The following is a 16,246-nucleotide window of genomic DNA, read 5'->3' on the forward strand; positions in this document are numbered from 1 at the left end:
ATGCTGAACACGACGGGTAACAGAATGAGCGGACAGGGTTACCAGCGGGTGCTTTCGGCACTGCTCTTTCGTGCCGGTTTGCCGCAGGGAATTACGCTGCACCATTTGCGCCACTCGATCGCCACGCACCTGCTGGCCTCGGGCGTAAGCATGGAAATGCTCCGGGAGTTCCTGGGACACAGCCGCCTGGAAACCACGCAGATCTATGCCGGTATAACCCGGCAGCAGGTCTTAACCCTTTAAACTAAACATCATGAAAACGAATGACTACGGGTTTGAAACCTACCTGCGGGAACGCTATGCCCTGACCATGGCAAAGTTGTACGCCCGTGAAATCGGGATCTACCGGGGTAATTGCCCCGGTGCCGGGGATGCCGGCTTTAACGGGGTGATGGCCTATATCGGCCAGCTGCGCAACCGCTACCCCAATGCCGGGACCGTGCGCCGGGTCCTGTGTGCCCTCAAAGCGTATTACCAGTACCTGGCCCTTACAGGGCAGCGCAATGATAATCCTGCGGCATCGGTGCGCCTGCGTGATCCGGCTCCTTCCGATATCCAGTTACAAGACCTGTTCACGGCTTCGGAACTGGAACAACTGCTGCACAAAGAAGAGCGTTACCCGGTGCTGGCCGGGCGCAACCGGGTACTGATGGGCCTGCTCATCTACCAGGGCTTGCAGCCCCGCGAGCTGGAGGAATTGCGCGTACCGGACATCGACCTGGAAGCCGGAACGGTCCGGGTCCGGGCGCAAGCGAACACCAACGGACGGACCTTGTCGCTGAAAGCTGCCCAGGTGCTGCTGATCCTGAACTACCTGCAGGTCATCCGGGAACAGCTGCTTGCCGGCCAGCAAAGTGATCGTCTCCTGGTCGGTCTGCGGGGAAGCCGGTTCCTTGCTGCCGACATAATCAAACACGTAACGAGCCATTACGGCAGCCTGTTCCTTCCCCGCAAAGTGAGCTGCCGGACAATCCGGGCCAGCGTGATCGCAAACCTATTGAAAGACGGGAAAGAGCTGAGAGCGGTACAGGTCTTTGCCGGCCACAAGAAGATAAGCGCGACCGAAAAGTACCGGCAGGACCAGGTACAGGCACTGCACAGCATTATCCAGGCATGGCACCCGATGAAGTGAGCCACAGGCTTTACCTGCACTGCCGGGAAGTTCCCGCACTGCCTTTGTTCGGAGGGAAAGGGTATATCAGAACAAACTTTGGGTACCAGCTGGCGCAAACGACCCGGGCGGCGGAAGAAAAGCCCTAAAACGTGATCATCTTCTTAGCAGGACCTCCGGGGCTCTTCTTCTGACGGCTGGGTTGGACGGGCGCAGTGTCCCTGCTTCGGAGGATGCCGTTATTCTCCCGGCCAGGCTGGCACTGCCCCTAAGCGCTTTGCTGCAATTGGTTTGTACCAGGATCATCACTAAGGGCAGGATCTTCCTGCAAGCCGGTCTGCGAGCGGAGCCCGGGTGGCGCAGGAGAAGCCCGAGGTACGAGGGCGACTGCGGCACATGTAGCGGGGCCGGGCCTGCTCTGATCGCCAGGTGTAAACGGATCGCCTCCGGCCCGGACGCGCTACACAAGGGCAGCCCACCTGCCGGAGGCGATAAAACAAAGTCGCCCGAAGCCCGGGCGACCCGCAGGCGAGCCATACAATAAGGCGGCGGCTGGGTGTGGGCGGCCGGTGAGGAACGAGCCGGACGAACGCAGACAGGGTAGCCGACTATGAGGAGGAGGAAGGAAGGCGAAAGGCATGACAGCCAGGTAGGCGCTGAACGATAACCTGATGGGTAAACGATACTTCAAAGCGCCGGACGGGCTGGCGTGGCTTTTGCGCTGACTGACGAGGACGAATGCCGCTTTACCTGCCGTGGGTTGAACCGAAATCCTGTTCTGAACACGCGCCTTTCTTCTTTCTTTCAATTGAATAATCTTCTTCTTTCAGCTGAAAAAAATAAATCCGACCGGTAACCCTGTTCTTCTTTCTTTCAACTGAACTAAAAAATCCTACCTTCAAGGCAAGAAAACTTTGGCAAAAAAAGGCGTGCGAGACGTTGAAAATTGCCTGAAAACCGGTTCGGGGTGCAATAAGTATCTTTATAACGGGAAGGAGTTGCAGGAGGAACTGGACGGGCAGTATGATTATGGGGCCAGGTTCTATGATCCGGTGGTGGGGAGGTGGAACTCAGTCGATCCGCTTGTAGAATTAGGACAGGAAAACACCTCACCTTATATTTATGTCCTTAACAATCCGATCAGATTGAGAGATCCTGATGGAAGGTATCCAGATGGCGGAGAAGGGGGTGACGACTTCGCGCTAAATGGCGGATTGGGTTATTTGATTGGCAATACTATTGTTAATGCCTGGAATTCTACTAAGACTTTAGTGTACAGCGCTTTTGTTTCGGCTGATGAAGGAAAGAAGTGGGAAGCCGGACAAGAATACTCCAAAGAAAAAGGAAAATATGTTTCGACTGTAAAACAGGTACCTAGCGAAGGCCCGTTAGGAGATGCTTTTGGTCATCTCAGTGATGGGTTAAATGTTTTTGGCATGTATCCTGGTGGCGGCCCCGCTCAGTCTCTACTGACAAAGGTTCCCGGCGCGAAATCTAGTGCCGGTGCGCTGATCCGCTTTGGTAAGGAAGCTGAAGACACCACTCAGCTTGCTAAAGATGCCGCAAAAGCGGAAAATGCCGGGTTCCCTCATGGGGTATCAACCAGGTTAAAACCAAAGGTTCAAGGATCAGACAAACTACACAGGTCAGCAGAGAAGAGTGAAGTTAAAAGGTTTTCGAGGTTAAGCAGACCGGAAAAGATCCGAAGCATCACACAGTTATTTTGCCGAAGCCAGTTACCGAACAGGTTGCACAGTGGTTTAATTCACTGTTTAATTAAATAAATATGCATTTCATTGAAGTTTCAATCCTGGACTGGTATGATAATATCATAAAAGCGTTTTGTAAAACGGAGGATAATACGATTTACTATTGCAGTCTCGTTTACATCGACAAATCGACCGATAATAAAATATACATCTGTGTAGATATTGAGTTTTTTGAAGCCTACGAGCAGATAATAAGCTTCATAGAGTCAGATGCTCTTAAGGAGCATTGGGATGAGCTGTATTCTTTATTAAATAATATCCGTTCAGAGGCCAAATTGTATCTCATAGAGACCGATGACTTAATGAGCGATCAGAGTAAATTTATTAGATACAACGAGAATGTGGAGAAGTTGGAGGGCTTGTTGTTTGCTGATTACCCAGATCTGCTCGAGGAAACTGGGCAAGTTGATAATTGGCCTGCCTTTTTTAAATAATAAACTTACGATAAACGAACAAAGCCCGGTGCATTCGCCCGGGCTTTGTTCGTTTATGACCCATATTCCTTCCTGGTATTGGCGTTGCGTAGAAACGCATCGATGATGGCCAGTAAATGCGTTTTATCCTCTTCGTTCAGGCTGTCGATCTGCTGCAGCCGTTTTACGGTGCGCTTATCGAAGGTCGCGTTCACGCCTTCCCCGGCCAAATAATCCAAAGACACTTCCAGGGCCTGGGCGATCTTCTTTGCCGCTTCGATAGATGGTACCGCCTCATCACGTTCGTACTTGCCGATCATCACGCGGGAGATCCCGCTCTTCTCGGCCAGGTCCTTCTGTACCCAGCCCTTCTTTTCCCTCAAATCGGATATGATCTTACCTGTGTTCATCGCTTAAAGGATACTTAATTACTTGTTTACGGCTATATATGGCAAAAATATCACAAAATGTGATACCTTCCCGGCAGCACCTGGGTGGATCCCATCCGTTCGCTTTTACAGAAACCGGTGTGGCTATGTTGTCGAGTGTATTGAAAAGCCAGAGAGCCAGGGAAATGAACATTGCTATTATGAGGGCTTTTGTAGCGCTGCGTAAGCTTCTTGTTGAGCAGACCGATCTCCGTCTGGAGATTGAGAACATCAAAAAGAAGCTCGACAACCATGATAAGAATATTGAGTTAGTGTTCCAATACCTGGACGAGCTGCTGGAAAAGAAAGAGAATCCTAAGCCTGAAAAACCACCGGTAGGTTACAAGCTGAAAGGCAAATCCTGAACAAGATCACGTTCCCTTTCACGGCAGGAAAAGCGGCATTCGTCCTCGTCAGTCAGCGCAAAAGCCACGCCAGCCCGTCCGGCGCTATCACGTTCCCGTTACCGCAAGAAAATCCGTTCAGCGCCTTCCTGGCTGTCATGTCTTTCGCCTTCCTTCCTCTTCCTCATAGTCGGCTATCCTGTCTGCTCGTGCCTCGCATCCAGCCGCCGCCTTATTGTATGGCTCGCCTGCGGGTCGCTCGGGCTTCGGGCGGCCTTGTTTTATTGCCTGCGGCAGCATGGCAACCCTCGTGTAGTTCGGCCAGGCCCGCACGATCCGTTAATCCCTGATGATCACAGCAGGCCCGGCCTCCTACATATGCGCCGGTCGCGCTCGTGCCTCGCGCTTCTCCCGGCACACCCTCACTCTACTTGCAGCCGGCTCGCGAAGATCCTGTTCCTAAAGAAGATCCCGTTAAACTTCACGGCAGCACCTGGTCGCAGAGGGCTTCTACCAGCCTGGCCGGGGGAACAACGGCATCCTTCGAAGCAGGGACAGTACTCATGGCCGGGCAGCAGGCGAAAGAAAAGTGCCCAGGGGGGTTCTGGTACACTTTTCCCTCCGAACATCGGCAGCAGGTAAACATCGGTTCTGCTCAGAACTCCAACCAGGTTATCAGGGGCTCAGGGAGTTCATCCGTTAAGCCGAGAAGAGACGAAGTGGTTAAGAGGGTCAAGGGATCGTGGAATAATGGCCCTGTGCTGAAAAGGCCTTGTGGGTTTATGCCGCGAAAGCCCTTGACCCTCTTAACCACGGAGGCTATCTTTGCTGAAACGGATGATCTTCCGGATACGAATCTCTTAGCCACCAGCCGGAATAAACATCAATCCCACCAAAATCCTGTAAAAGCAACACAAAAAATTGGCGCGAGCCAGCCGTGTAAAAACCAACAATCAACGCCTATCTTTGAGCGGAGACGTTCTTTGAATAACCCCGCTCCGGGGTGACCAGAAAACCGGGCCAACAGCTAAAAAGTTGTGGTAGGCAGTATGATTATGGAGCCAGGTTCTATGATCCGGTGATAGCAAGATGGAACTCGGTGGATCTGATGTCAGAAATGCATACAGATCTTACCCCATACAATTATGTGATGAATAATCCATTGCTGTATAGTGATGAGTTCGGTATGGATACAACAAGAGTAATTCGCTTGCAAGAGATCCCAATAAAGTCCGGTTCTGTCAACCGAATTAAACCTGGCGTTATTTTTAATTGGAACCAAATCGATTATAAAAGAGCGCAAAGGGATCCTCAAGGATACGATCCAGAGGGAATGACAAGAGGCACCGCTGTTCAAGCCGGCTTGCTTTTAGTGCCTTGGGGAAGGGTACTTAAACCTTTGGGCGTCTTGCTTGAGTCTGTGATAGGAGCGGAAAAATTATTACCTATCGTTGAAGCGTTAAGTGCGCAGAAAATGATTAAAATAATGTCAAAATCCCATGCTTGGGGAAAGTGGCGGTTACCGAAGCTGAAGTTAAAGCGATTATGTCAAAAGCTTTAACCGAAGGGGCAGAAATGGGGTACGCTAATACAGCCCTTGGCTCATCAAGTAAAATTATACAATATGGTGGCGAAATTGTGCAAGTAACAACTAACCAGGTAGCAGGAAAGACTGTGGTAAGCAATGCCTGGGTAATAACAGACCCGGCTTACAAATGGCAAGCGCTAAAAATCCTCTCAAATGTTAAATAATGAAAGACAACGACTTGAAAACCTATAGGCAAATGCTTGACGCTTTGCAATTTAAAGAACTTGAATATGCTCTTGGGAAGTTGTCTTTTGGAGACAGGAAAGATGCAATACACCTGCTCGCGTACAATTCTGATACCGATGAAAGTAACTTAACTATATACACCTTTTTACAAAGTTTACTTTATAAGCATGAATCTGTTGAAGTTCATTTTTTTGCAAGTCAAGTAATGGCATTCACTTTAAACCATGTTGATAAAGCGGAGTTAATCGGTCTATTTCATGCATTGCGGGCGTCTGAGTTAGATCCGCAAGACGCTGATATCTTGGAATACCTGTTATACTTTAATCATATTCCAGAAAAGCTCTTGGGTGATGGTAAAGCCATTGAGATCGCAAAGCAGGTGATCTTAAAAAAACCTGAAAGCAAGGCAGCACAACTGACGTTGGCTAAATTGGCGTACAAATAGGCGGAAAAAATCGCATCCGATTGATCAGGTTTATACAAAATGATCACTGATAGTATTGGAAGAGGCCGTCTCATAAGCAATTATGGGACGGTTTTTTTTTGCACTGTTGGAGGTAGCGTTGGATGATCGTTTTTAACGAGGATTCAAGGCAGTGAGGTCTGTTGCTAAGATGCTGGTGTTTATATTGCCGCCGTTAAAGCTAAAGAAAGGCTTACGCCTTCCATTTTCTCAGGTTATGGGCGATTGAAAGTAGCCCGATCTCCACTTCCGTCTTATTCATTCCCTTTAGCAGGAAACGTTTGAAGCCATGATTGCTTTTGATACTGGCGAATACCGGCTCTACATCCCAGGGGCGTTTCTTTCGGTAAACTACTCCCTGTTCACTGCTAAGGCGCGTCCTTGCGGCCTCTTTGTGGCGGATAAGATTATGGTCGATCTCTACGATCCTCTCGCCCTGTCCCCTATGGCATTGTCCGCCTAAGGGACAGCCCTTGCAGTTGATCGCCTGGTACAGGTGGACAGTTCGTTCAAAGCCGGATGCAGTAGTGCGCCTGCTCTGGCTAATACGGTGCATCTTCTGGCCCATCGGGCAGTAAAGGCAATCGTTCTCCGGGTCATAATACAGCTTTTCGGCGGCAAAGGGTTTGGGGTCGTTCTTCTCCTTTTTCTGTTCTTTATCAAAGGTATTATACTTGATATAGGCTTCGACCTGTTTGCCTTCCAGCAGAGAATAGTTCTCCGCTGAGCCGTAACCTGCATCGGCTACTACCGCTGCAGGCAGCAGGTTATAAAGTGCCTGGTATTGTTCGATATGTGGTTTCAGGGTTAAGGTGTCGGTTGGATTGGGATGCAGCGAGTAGTCAGGATGAACTGGTCCTGTGTGCTGATCTGAAGGTTATAGGCCGGTTTGAGCTGCCCGTTACGCATATGATCCTCTTTCATTCGCATGAAGGTAGCATCGGGATCGGTTTTCGACATGCTGTTACGGGAACCGAGCTGCTTTTCCTGATCATTATACCGCTCCAGGTTATCCGGCCAGTGCTTGCGGGCATAGTTCAACTTTTGCTTTACCTTTTTATCCACTTCCTTATCCTCCAGCGCCTGGTCGATCCGGGCGATCGTTTTACGCACCTGCTCAGCATTCACCTGCCCGAATTCAGACGGGGAAGCATCTTTTAGTTCTTCAGCGGCTAGTCCCTGTGCGTATTTCCACAAGTCATCCAGTTGCAATTTGATCCGCTCTTTGCTCGTTTTAATGCTTTTTCCCCAAACAAAGGTATACCGGTTAGCTGCTGATTCGATCTTGGTACCATCGGTGAAAACGGCCTCCTTTAACGACACTATTCCTTCTTCCGACAACAACAGTACGATCTGCGAGAAGATCTGCTTTAATATCCCCGATAGCTTCTCGCTCCGGAAACGGTTGATGGTGTTATGGTCCGGAGTTTTCATCCCGCAAAGCCACATAAAATGGATATTCTGCCGTACCTGCTCTTCCAGTTTACGGCTGGAATAGGTGTTGGTCAGATAGCCATACACCAGTACTTTCAGCAGCATCCGGGGATGGTAGCTGGAGGCTCCGCCTCCTTTGTATTTACGGTTGATCGGCCGGACATCGATCTCATCGATAACTTTCTTTACGATACGGGCCGGGTGATTAGCCGATACCAGCTCTTCCAGGCTGGGTGGAAGTAACTGCATCTGGTCGGAATCATATGGCTTAAAAACAGGCGTGCTTCCCATACCTTTAAAATACGAAAATTGCCTGAAATAAAAAAAGAGGCTATCCTTTTGAGACAGCCTCCTCACAATCAGTGTAGCGGGGAGCAGGATCGAACTGCCGACCTTAGGGTTATGAATCCTACGCTCTAACCATCTGAGCTACCCCGCCGTTTAAGTTCGCAACGGCGAAAGGATGCCGGCCATTGCCCTTTTAAATAGTTTGCAAATATAGTTTAAAATCCCTTTCTTTAGAAAGAAATGTAAAAAAACGCGTACCGCGCTTTTGAGTAATAATTAATATAATGTCTGAAAAAAAGAAGATTACGCTCGAATATGAAGTAAAATCATCTCCTAAAATATTATTCGGTTTTCTGAACGAGCCTAACGGACTGGCGCAGTGGTTCGCAGATGATGTAGTTTACAAAGACAATATTTACACCTTCACCTGGGACGGGGAGCAGCACAAGGCGAAACTGATCGCCATCAAAGAAAACAAGCTGGTAAAATTTAAGTTCCTCGATGACGAGCCGCAATGTTATTTCGAGCTCGAGATCGTACAGGACGAACTGACCAATGATGTAGCGCTTGCCATTACCGATTTCGCCGCCGAGGATGCCATTGAAGAGCGGAAACTGATCTGGGACAACCAGATCCAGTACCTGATCAGTGTGCTCGGCGCCTGATCCTTCGGCCCGAACGAATTTAGAGATAACTTAACCACCATTTCCGGTTTCGCTCTTTGTACCTGCCAAACCACCGGCATGGCCCATACAGGGCTGCAACCGCACAGGCCCAGATCAGGTATACCACCGGCAACTCATACCCGAATGCTGCCGGCCTGAAAAGAAACGGAATATTGGGGTCAGCCACCTGCCGGGTGGTGTAACCTGATGCGAAAAATAGTACCACCAGGATAAGATGCAGCAGGTAAAAGTGGAGCACGTAGTAAAAGAACGGGACCTTCCCGTATACAGACGCGACCGAAGCCAGTTTACTGCGCGTTTTTTCCAACCCCGACAAGATCATCAAGGCAGGCCCGAGCGTCATGCAAACATATAGCAGCGAGGGCGGATATTTGCTTGCATTGAGGAACGATAGTAAATTCTGCAGGAACGTGTCGTAGTGTTTCCAGGGCCGGGGATCGCCGTAGTGGTTTACTAACCGCAGCATGATGAACAACAACGTTAACCCGGTACCTGAGCCGAGCAGGATCCGGCGTCGCTTTGCGACATCAAAACCGGCCTGGAACAGGGGCCCAATGGCATATCCAACCATCATTACACCGGTCCATGGCAGGATAGTGTAAAACACCCCGATAAAGTGCGCGTTATCCCCGGCAGGTACCAGGGTGCCCCGGCTTGATAAAAACACCGTTAAGAACACAGCAGCCCCGCTATTGGGATCGGGATGCAGGTAGTCGGCCAGGTTATGTCCGAAAAAGAGAACAAGGCCCGTTGCCAATACCGCTTTATAGGAAAGCCGGCTTAGCAGTCCCAGGATGATCATGCTGGTGCCGATAGCCCAGATCACCTGCAGGATGATGATGTTAAAGAACGGATTAAAGGTAAGACCGAAGGTGATCACCACCACTTCAACAAAAATGAGCCAAAAACCCCTTTTGATAAGAAACAGGCTCGCTTCGTTACGACTTTTCTTCCGTGATGCCAGGAAGGCCGAGATCCCAGACAGGAATACGAATGTAGGTGCGCAAAAATGCGTGATCCAGCGCGTTAAGTACAAGGCAGGCGTAGTGGTTGCGGGGTTAAGCGGATCGGCAGAAAACGCCGTTACATGGAAAAAGTCCCGCGTGTGATCGAGGGCCATGATGATCATGACAATGCCCCGAAGGATGTCAATGGAGGAAACGCGGTAGGGTTTAGTCAGTTCCATATCAAAGGTAGGTTTAGCTAAGATACGAACTATCTTTGCTCTTTTTATAGTGAGATCGCAGTGTGATGATCCGTTTGCCACACAGGCGGGATGGGTTTCTCTAACCTGTTCCTCGGGCTCTCAAAATACTTTCCAGTCGCATACTGACAGCTTTAACTGGTTTTAATCTGCATCGCGTGGCGGGATAGGAGTTTAATGATTTATTTTGTTTACAAGTTTGCCTTCTAAGTAGGTTTCAATTTTTAATGTGTCTCCATTTTTATCCCGGTAAATCCAAGTACTGTCCCTCTTAAATAGTGATGAATCACAATTCTCGCAGTTTGCTTTATTCGCCTTCCAATATTTAATCACATTAATCTCGCCAGAGTTATAGAACCATTTTCCAAACTTAATGGTAACGGCATTTTCTGAATACGATCCAGAGGAGGCAATATGCGACTTAGACCCACCGGGCCATTAACAATTACCCAATCGCCATGCTGATTATCGAATTGGAATAATGTTACACCTGGTATAGCTGACATCTTGTTTTGTTGGTATGCGGCAAAGTCGTACTCGGTTATGCGTAGACCCTGACACTCGTTGGGATGTGCTTTTGCATAGTCGATAATTGCCTGGATCAATCCTTTCGCATAAGCGGATCCCATGCTGTGGGCGATGACTTTGATGCTTTCGGTAATAACACTCCCGGAGTGCTTTAGCCTCCGGATTATGTCTTTCACATCCGCCTTTCCTGCATCGTATCCTGCACTAATTCTGTCCTTTAAAAATAAGTTATTTCTTCCTTGGTCCGCATACTGTAAGTTTAAAAGGGAAAATGTATTACTCCACCCACCTAGACCGCCGTCATATAGGCGATATGATCTATCATTGAAGTGCTGTTGAACGCTTTTAAAAAAATCGATCCTTGAGTAATAGTCTTGAACTCCTCCGTCTACCCCATTATATTTATAGCCTCTCCAGTAATCTAATGTTCCTCCATCTCCTGTATTTTGCCCCGCAATAAAAATCACTAAATTACCGTCGGGGTCTACAGCGTTAACCGGAGTGTTGAGTGCATAATTGTAAGGAGACCAGTTAAAATACATCTCCGCCTTATTATCGATTCTTGTCCACCGCCCAATTACTGCATCATAGAGCCGTGCCCCAAAGTCATACATCTTTAAATCTAGCTCTACTTGCATTTCCTTCCCATTGTATTTGTACTGATTCAGCGGGCTAACAGTTACGCCGCCGGAATGATTCATCTCCATACCAAAGGCATAATAATCTGTGACCTCGCCAACAGTCCCATCCTGACGAACAATTGCCCTGGTATTGCCAAGATGGTCTTTTAGGAATATTCGTAGCTGCCTGAGATAACCCGTCCCTCAGCAGTATGAACGAGTCTATAGAAGTCCCAGAATACTCGATTGCGCCGACATAGTCACGCGTAGTAGTTCCGGCGTATATTTTCCGGAGCTTTCTTCCCGAAGCATCATAAATAGAGGACAAGGTGACCCCACTTTTAACCACTGTCTGCGGTAAATTTAACGAATTGGAAAAGGTTCAGAGAGATTTTCGATAACGAAGCTGCCATCGCTTTTTCTGGGAACTGGTGCAGATAGGGTTCGATACAACTCGGATCAAGCTGAATTTCTGGGGAGTAGTTTTGGCTCAGCTATCAGCATTCAGCCCGTAAGTATACCTTATAAGATAAGTAATTGACGTTGAGCTCTTCCTGAGTAGTATTCCAGGTTTGACAGCGTAATCAAAGCTGATTGCTGATAGCTAATAGCTCCCAAACTTTTAAGCCTGATCCCGCAACTCCTTGATAATGAGTAAGAACGTTCCTAATATATCAAAAAAACGGGGGAATTTTTCAATTCCCCCGCTCAGCGGTCCGGACGGGACTCGAACCCGCGACCCCATGCGTGACAGGCATGTATTCTAACCGGCTGAACTACCGAACCATTGTCCCTTTCGTTTCCGTTTGGGATTGCAAATATAGCGTCTTTAGCTTATTCCGCAACAAAAATTTGCAATTAAATTCCTGTCGTTCTTTTTTACCGCCAAAATCCCCCCTTTCACCGACATTCGGTTTCATCCCGCCAGTTTTCGCTTGGCTATGGAGGGTATAAGCGATACATTTGGTTATAACAAAATTGAGATGACTAATATTCAACATAAAAATTCCCGATCCGGCAAGATGTTTGCCGGGTTGATTCTCATTATATGGGGCTCCGTGTATATGCTGCGGCAGGTGGGCGTATTATTGCCGGGGTGGGTGCTGAGCTGGGGCACGTTCTGGATCGCCCTGGGGCTGTATACCGGTTCTAAAAGCCAGTTCAGGAAACCGGCGCCGATTATCATGATCGCGGTAGGCTGTTTACTGGTGCTCAACAGGATGGTGCCGAATATGGACCTCGACAACCTCATTTTCCCCGTGATACTGATCACGGCCGGCGGCTTTCTCATCATGGGCCGCAACAAAGAAGGCTGGAAGCACCAATTTAAAAAGAGCCCGGTCGATTGGGATACGCAAGCCCCGGCTCCGGGGGCGCAGCCTGGTGATTCCGGGCAGGATACCGAACATTTTGGCAGCAGCGAGTACGGGAACTCTTTCTCGGCTTTCGGAAAACAGAAGGGGGCATTTTCTACTGAAGACTATATCGATACCGTTTCCGTCTTCGGCGCGGTAAAAAAGAACATGGTTTCTAAGAACTTCAAAGGCGGCGAGATCGTCAATTTTATGGGTGGCGCCGAGATCAACCTGATCCAGGCGGATTTCCAGGGACGGATCGAGCTGGACGTAACACAGGTTTTTGGCGGATGCAAGATCATCGTGCCGCCGCACTGGCAGATCCACTCAGAAATGGCCGCTATTTTCGGGGGGGTTGAAGACAAACGACCGCTTCACCCCGACTCCGCTATCTCCGATAAAGTGCTGGTAATTAAAGGCACGTCGATATTTGGCGGGATCGACATCCGCAGCTTTTAACCGAACCTGTTTGTGGCAACCGCACTTCTATCCTCTCATCGTGTAAAGTTCATCTACCTGGTTTGCTGGGTAATATGGGCATGCATGCAAGCCGGGATCCTCTGGTGGCTGGGCGTCGACTGGGAGACGTCCATCATCGACGCCGCCGTAACCAACACGCTCCTGATGGCCGCAAGCGCACTCATCAGTAACAATCTCCAGTTTTACCAGCCGGAAAAAGGACGTTACCTGTATGTAGCCGTATGGTGCGTATTGCTGGCCGCTATCTGGGTGTTTGCCAGCCAGTGGACCGTAACGTATATCCTGCAGGGAAATGCTGAATACGTGAATATGTTCTTTAAATCGCTGCCGGTACGTTTCAGCTTTGGCTTCCTGATCATCGGCTGGGTGGCCATGCTCAGCATTATCTGGTACACGCGCCAGGACCAGCGGGAGGTAGAGCGACGCAAAGCGGATGCAGAAAAACTTTCCCGCGAAGCGGAATTGTACAAATTAAGACAACAATTACAACCACATTTCCTGTTTAACAGCCTGAACTCCATCAGCGCGCTGGTGGTGCGCAAACCGGAAGAGGCCCGGAAAATGGTACACCAGCTCTCCGACTTCCTCCGCGGCACACTGAAAAAAGAAGAAAATGAATGGGTAACACTCGACGAAGAACTCCAGCACCTGCAATTGTACCTGGATATTGAGAAGGTACGTTTCGGCCACCGGCTGGACACCGGGGTGGAGCAGGAAGAATCGTGCACGCATTTGCGTCTTCCGGCAATGCTGCTGCAGCCACTGGTAGAAAACGCCATCAAGTTTGGCCTCTATGATACCACCGGGATGGTAACGATCACGATACGAGCCGCCTGTGTAGATACCAACCTGGTGCTTACCATTACCAATCCTTATGATCCGGATACGGCTAACCCGCGCCGGGGTACGGGTTTTGGCCTTGGCGGTGTAAAAAGGCGGCTATATTTACTGTTTGCCAGGCACGACCTGCTGCAAACTCAGGGAGAAAAAAATATCTTTACCACGACGGTAAAAATCCCTCAACTATGATTAAAACTATCCTCATCGACGACGAGCCGCTTGCCCGTGAAGTAGTGAAAGAATATTTAGAAGCTTTTCCCCAGATTTCGGTGATCGCGGAATGTTCCGACGGTTTCGAAGGTGTAAAAGCGATCCAGCAGCTCCAGCCTGACCTGATCTTTCTCGACATCCAGATGCCGAAAATAAACGGTTTCGAAATGCTGGAACTGATAGAACATCGCCCTGCGGTGATCTTTACCACCGCATTTGACGAGTATGCCATCCGCGCCTTCGAGGCTTATGCGGTAGATTACCTGCTCAAACCCTTCGGACGGGAACGTTTCGAAAAATCGATCCATAAATGGCTCGACCAGCAACACATGGTGGAATCGAAACAGCACACGCAAACATTGATCAACGCGGTGTCGCAAACCTCAGAACAGGACCGCGTGGTGGTAAAAACGGGAAGCAAGATCACGATCATTCCCGTGCCCGACATCCTGTACCTGGAAGCCGACGACGATTACGTAAATATCCATACCGCTAACGGCTCGTACCTGAAGAACAAAACGATGGCCTATTTCGACCAGATCCTTGACCAACGGCAGTTTGTACGGATCCACCGGTCGTATATCCTGCGCGTTTCGGAAATTGTACGGCTCGATCCTTATGAAAAGGAAACTTATACCGCGGTTACACGTACCGGGAAAAAACTTCCCGTAAGCAAAACCGGCTATGCCAAATTAAAGCAGGTGTTAGGCATGTGAGCGGAGGTACCCCCCGGGCTATTTCAAGGCAGCTAACAGCTCATCGAGCTCCCGCTGGCCGTCCTTGTGCCAGACTAATTTTTGATCTGCGGAGAATATGTAAAGCCCCGGGAAACGTTCGGGGAAAAACGTTGGCACGAATGACTGTTCCGGATCGAGTAAGATGGTTACGCTCTTATTATTTTCCAGGTTACCGGCAAACCGTTTCATAAAACGTTCTACGGCAGGTTTCTTGTCCATGGAAACCAGGTAAAAGTGTACGTTCCTGAACTCGTCCAGCCGTTTGTTAATGGCGAGCATCTCCTGCTGGCAGTGTTCGCAGCCGGCGTCGAAAAATATCACCAGCGACTTTTTCCCTTTCTCAAAGTTCGCCTTACCAAAGCCGCTGGAGTCTGAAAGCTTGTAAAACTTAAATTTTGAGGGCATTTCGCTGTTTATAGCCAGCTGCGCGTGCGCACCTGCGGAAAGGGCGAGCACGAATAATAAAACCTGGATCTTCCTGAACATGGGTGAAATAGTTTGTACAAAGCTAAGGAATTTGGTGAGTTATCAGTAGTCGCCGGCACTCACCGCAAACCACAAAAGGCCCGGCTTGCGCCGGACCTTTGTGCTAAACTAAAATTTAAATCAACCGATGCAGGTATGAGGTGCAGCGGTTAGCTTAAAGCAAAAACTTTTCCCAGGTTCTCTGAGCTGTTGCACGATACCTTGAGGTCTTCGATGAGGCCTGTACTGATATCGACCACCCAGCCGTGAACCATAAGGTCTGTGCGCTCTTTCCAGGCATTCTGTATAATGGTGGTCTTACAAAGATTGAATACGCCTTCGATCACATTCAGCTCTACAAGCTTATTGGCACGCTCCCTGGGGTCTGAGATAAGGTCGAGCTGGTGCGCATGCAAACGGTACACATCCTTAATGTGCCGTAACCAGTTGTCGATCAGGCCGTGCTGGTTATTCCCCATTGCTGCGGCCACGCCGCCGCAACCGTAATGACCGGCCACGATCACGTGTTTCACTTTAAGCACGTTTACGGCATAATCGAGCACGCTGAGCATGTTCATATCAGAATGCACGCATACATTGGCGATGTTACGGTGCACGAAAACTTCTCCCGGGCGTGTGTTGGTTAGCTGGTTAGCGGGCACGCGGCTATCGGAACAGCCGATCCACAATACCTCGGGGCTCTGACCTTGTGCAAGTTTCGTAAAGTACTCGGGATCTACATCCAATTCTTTCTGCACGAAATCGCGGTTTCCCTGCAGCAGTTGTTCATAGGTTATACTCATGTTATTTGTTTCAGGTGATTTTATTTCAGGTGACTTTGTTTCGGACGATTTTATTCCTGGTGACATTTGGATACGAATTTAAAAAGGTTCAACATAGTGTTTAACAATGATTAATGCTAGCTCGCGGTTAGCCTTTTTATGATCGACCTGGCCTTTTTAGGGTATAAAAAACCTGTGAAAGCCGCAGCAACGCAGTCACCCAGGTAAAGAGGGCTTGTGTAATGCTAAAGTCGTTATTCAAAAGGAAAATCGAAAGCATAATGAAAGCTGAAAAATCATGTGCCTGTTTAAGGG

Annotated in this window: 18 protein-coding genes, 2 tRNA genes and 1 pseudogene; 12 read left to right on the plus strand and 9 right to left on the minus strand. The window is 49.0% G+C overall.

The window, feature by feature from the left end:
- Positions 1-243, plus strand: coding sequence for a tyrosine-type recombinase/integrase (locus tag GS398_RS22640; RefSeq protein ID WP_160905162.1), 243 nt, complete (start codon positions 1-3; stop codon positions 241-243).
- A gap of 10 nt (positions 244-253) precedes the next feature.
- A complete protein-coding gene (locus GS398_RS02570; RefSeq protein WP_160905163.1) occupies positions 254-1,132 on the plus strand; it encodes a tyrosine-type recombinase/integrase in 879 nt (292 codons plus the stop codon).
- Positions 1,133-1,267: 135 nt separating this feature from the next.
- Here GS398_RS02570 and GS398_RS02575 read toward each other — a convergent pair whose 3' ends face one another.
- Positions 1,268-1,648 (minus strand): hypothetical protein, encoded by a 381-nt coding sequence (locus GS398_RS02575; protein WP_160905164.1) that lies wholly within the window; start codon positions 1,646-1,648, stop codon positions 1,268-1,270.
- 377 nt (positions 1,649-2,025) lie between these two features.
- Here GS398_RS02575 and GS398_RS02580 point away from each other — a divergent pair, with 377 nt between their 5' ends.
- On the plus strand, positions 2,026-2,895 hold the full coding sequence (locus GS398_RS02580) for an RHS repeat domain-containing protein (protein ID WP_160905165.1): 870 nt from the start codon (positions 2,026-2,028) through the stop codon (positions 2,893-2,895).
- Between the two features lie 2 nt (positions 2,896-2,897).
- Positions 2,898-3,314: a hypothetical protein gene (locus GS398_RS02585; protein ID WP_160905166.1), complete on the plus strand. Its 417-nt coding sequence runs from the start codon at positions 2,898-2,900 to the stop codon at positions 3,312-3,314.
- A gap of 53 nt (positions 3,315-3,367) precedes the next feature.
- On the opposite strand, the gene GS398_RS02590 is transcribed toward GS398_RS02585, so the two are convergent.
- Positions 3,368-3,703, minus strand: coding sequence for a helix-turn-helix domain-containing protein (locus GS398_RS02590; RefSeq protein WP_160905167.1), 336 nt, complete (start codon positions 3,701-3,703; stop codon positions 3,368-3,370).
- A gap of 38 nt (positions 3,704-3,741) precedes the next feature.
- On the opposite strand from GS398_RS02590, the gene GS398_RS02595 reads away from it, so the two are divergent.
- The 4 genes from GS398_RS02595 to GS398_RS02610 all read left to right on the plus strand — a co-directional run bounded on the left by GS398_RS02595 (position 3,742) and on the right by GS398_RS02610 (position 6,284).
- Complete coding sequence (locus GS398_RS02595; protein WP_160905168.1) at positions 3,742-4,086, plus strand: ORF6N domain-containing protein; 345 nt, start codon at positions 3,742-3,744, stop codon at positions 4,084-4,086.
- A gap of 982 nt (positions 4,087-5,068) precedes the next feature.
- Complete coding sequence (locus GS398_RS02600; protein WP_160905169.1) at positions 5,069-5,626, plus strand: RHS repeat domain-containing protein; 558 nt, start codon at positions 5,069-5,071, stop codon at positions 5,624-5,626.
- Complete coding sequence (locus tag GS398_RS02605; protein WP_160905170.1) at positions 5,611-5,817, plus strand: hypothetical protein; 207 nt, start codon at positions 5,611-5,613, stop codon at positions 5,815-5,817. Before GS398_RS02600 ends, GS398_RS02605 begins: the two co-directional genes overlap by 16 nt.
- On the plus strand, positions 5,817-6,284 hold the full coding sequence (locus GS398_RS02610) for a hypothetical protein (RefSeq protein WP_160905171.1): 468 nt from the start codon (positions 5,817-5,819) through the stop codon (positions 6,282-6,284). Before GS398_RS02605 ends, GS398_RS02610 begins: the two co-directional genes overlap by 1 nt.
- 211 nt (positions 6,285-6,495) lie before the next feature.
- Here GS398_RS02610 and GS398_RS02615 read toward each other — a convergent pair.
- Together GS398_RS02615 and GS398_RS02620 are read right to left on the minus strand one after the other, a co-directional pair.
- Positions 6,496-8,027 (minus strand): annotated as a pseudogene (locus GS398_RS02615) (IS1182 family transposase).
- 74 nt (positions 8,028-8,101) lie between these two features.
- A tRNA-Met gene (locus tag GS398_RS02620) sits at positions 8,102-8,175 on the minus strand.
- A gap of 133 nt (positions 8,176-8,308) precedes the next feature.
- Here GS398_RS02620 and GS398_RS02625 point away from each other — a divergent pair.
- On the plus strand, positions 8,309-8,689 hold the full coding sequence (locus tag GS398_RS02625; protein ID WP_160905172.1) for an START-like domain-containing protein: 381 nt from the start codon (positions 8,309-8,311) through the stop codon (positions 8,687-8,689).
- Between the two features lie 19 nt (positions 8,690-8,708).
- Here the strand turns inward: GS398_RS02625 and GS398_RS02630 are convergent, their stop codons facing one another.
- From GS398_RS02630 to GS398_RS02640, 3 genes are all read right to left on the minus strand, one after another.
- Positions 8,709-9,896, minus strand: coding sequence for an acetyltransferase domain-containing protein (locus tag GS398_RS02630; RefSeq protein ID WP_160905173.1), 1,188 nt, complete (start codon positions 9,894-9,896; stop codon positions 8,709-8,711).
- A gap of 347 nt (positions 9,897-10,243) precedes the next feature.
- Positions 10,244-11,239 carry an RHS repeat domain-containing protein gene (locus GS398_RS02635; protein ID WP_369410233.1) on the minus strand — a complete coding sequence of 332 codons (996 nt, stop codon included), beginning with the start codon at positions 11,237-11,239 and terminating at the stop codon, positions 10,244-10,246.
- Positions 11,240-11,774: 535 nt separating this feature from the next.
- A tRNA-Asp gene (locus GS398_RS02640) sits at positions 11,775-11,848 on the minus strand.
- A gap of 197 nt (positions 11,849-12,045) precedes the next feature.
- On the opposite strand from GS398_RS02640, the gene GS398_RS02645 reads away from it, so the two are divergent.
- Genes GS398_RS02645 through GS398_RS02655 form a run of 3 tightly spaced genes read left to right on the plus strand, consistent with a single transcriptional unit; the run spans position 12,046 to position 14,663 of the window.
- Positions 12,046-12,876, plus strand: a complete 831-nt coding sequence (locus GS398_RS02645) for a LiaF transmembrane domain-containing protein (protein ID WP_160905175.1) — start codon at positions 12,046-12,048, stop codon at positions 12,874-12,876.
- Between the two features lie 12 nt (positions 12,877-12,888).
- Positions 12,889-13,926, plus strand: coding sequence for a sensor histidine kinase (locus GS398_RS02650; protein ID WP_369410214.1), 1,038 nt, complete (start codon positions 12,889-12,891; stop codon positions 13,924-13,926).
- Complete coding sequence (locus tag GS398_RS02655; protein WP_160905176.1) at positions 13,923-14,663, plus strand: LytR/AlgR family response regulator transcription factor; 741 nt, start codon at positions 13,923-13,925, stop codon at positions 14,661-14,663. Before GS398_RS02650 ends, GS398_RS02655 begins: the two co-directional genes overlap by 4 nt.
- Before the next feature lie 18 nt (positions 14,664-14,681).
- Here the strand turns inward: GS398_RS02655 and GS398_RS02660 are convergent, their stop codons facing one another.
- Positions 14,682-15,170: a peroxiredoxin family protein gene (locus tag GS398_RS02660; protein ID WP_160905177.1), complete on the minus strand. Its 489-nt coding sequence runs from the start codon at positions 15,168-15,170 to the stop codon at positions 14,682-14,684.
- Positions 15,171-15,319: 149 nt separating this feature from the next.
- Positions 15,320-15,952 carry a carbonic anhydrase gene (locus tag GS398_RS02665; protein ID WP_160905178.1) on the minus strand — a complete coding sequence of 211 codons (633 nt, stop codon included), beginning with the start codon at positions 15,950-15,952 and terminating at the stop codon, positions 15,320-15,322.
- Positions 15,953-16,246 lie beyond the last annotated feature (294 nt).

This window comes from Hufsiella ginkgonis, assembly GCF_009834915.1.
GTDB classification, from domain to species: Bacteria; Bacteroidota; Bacteroidia; order Sphingobacteriales; family Sphingobacteriaceae; genus Hufsiella; species Hufsiella ginkgonis.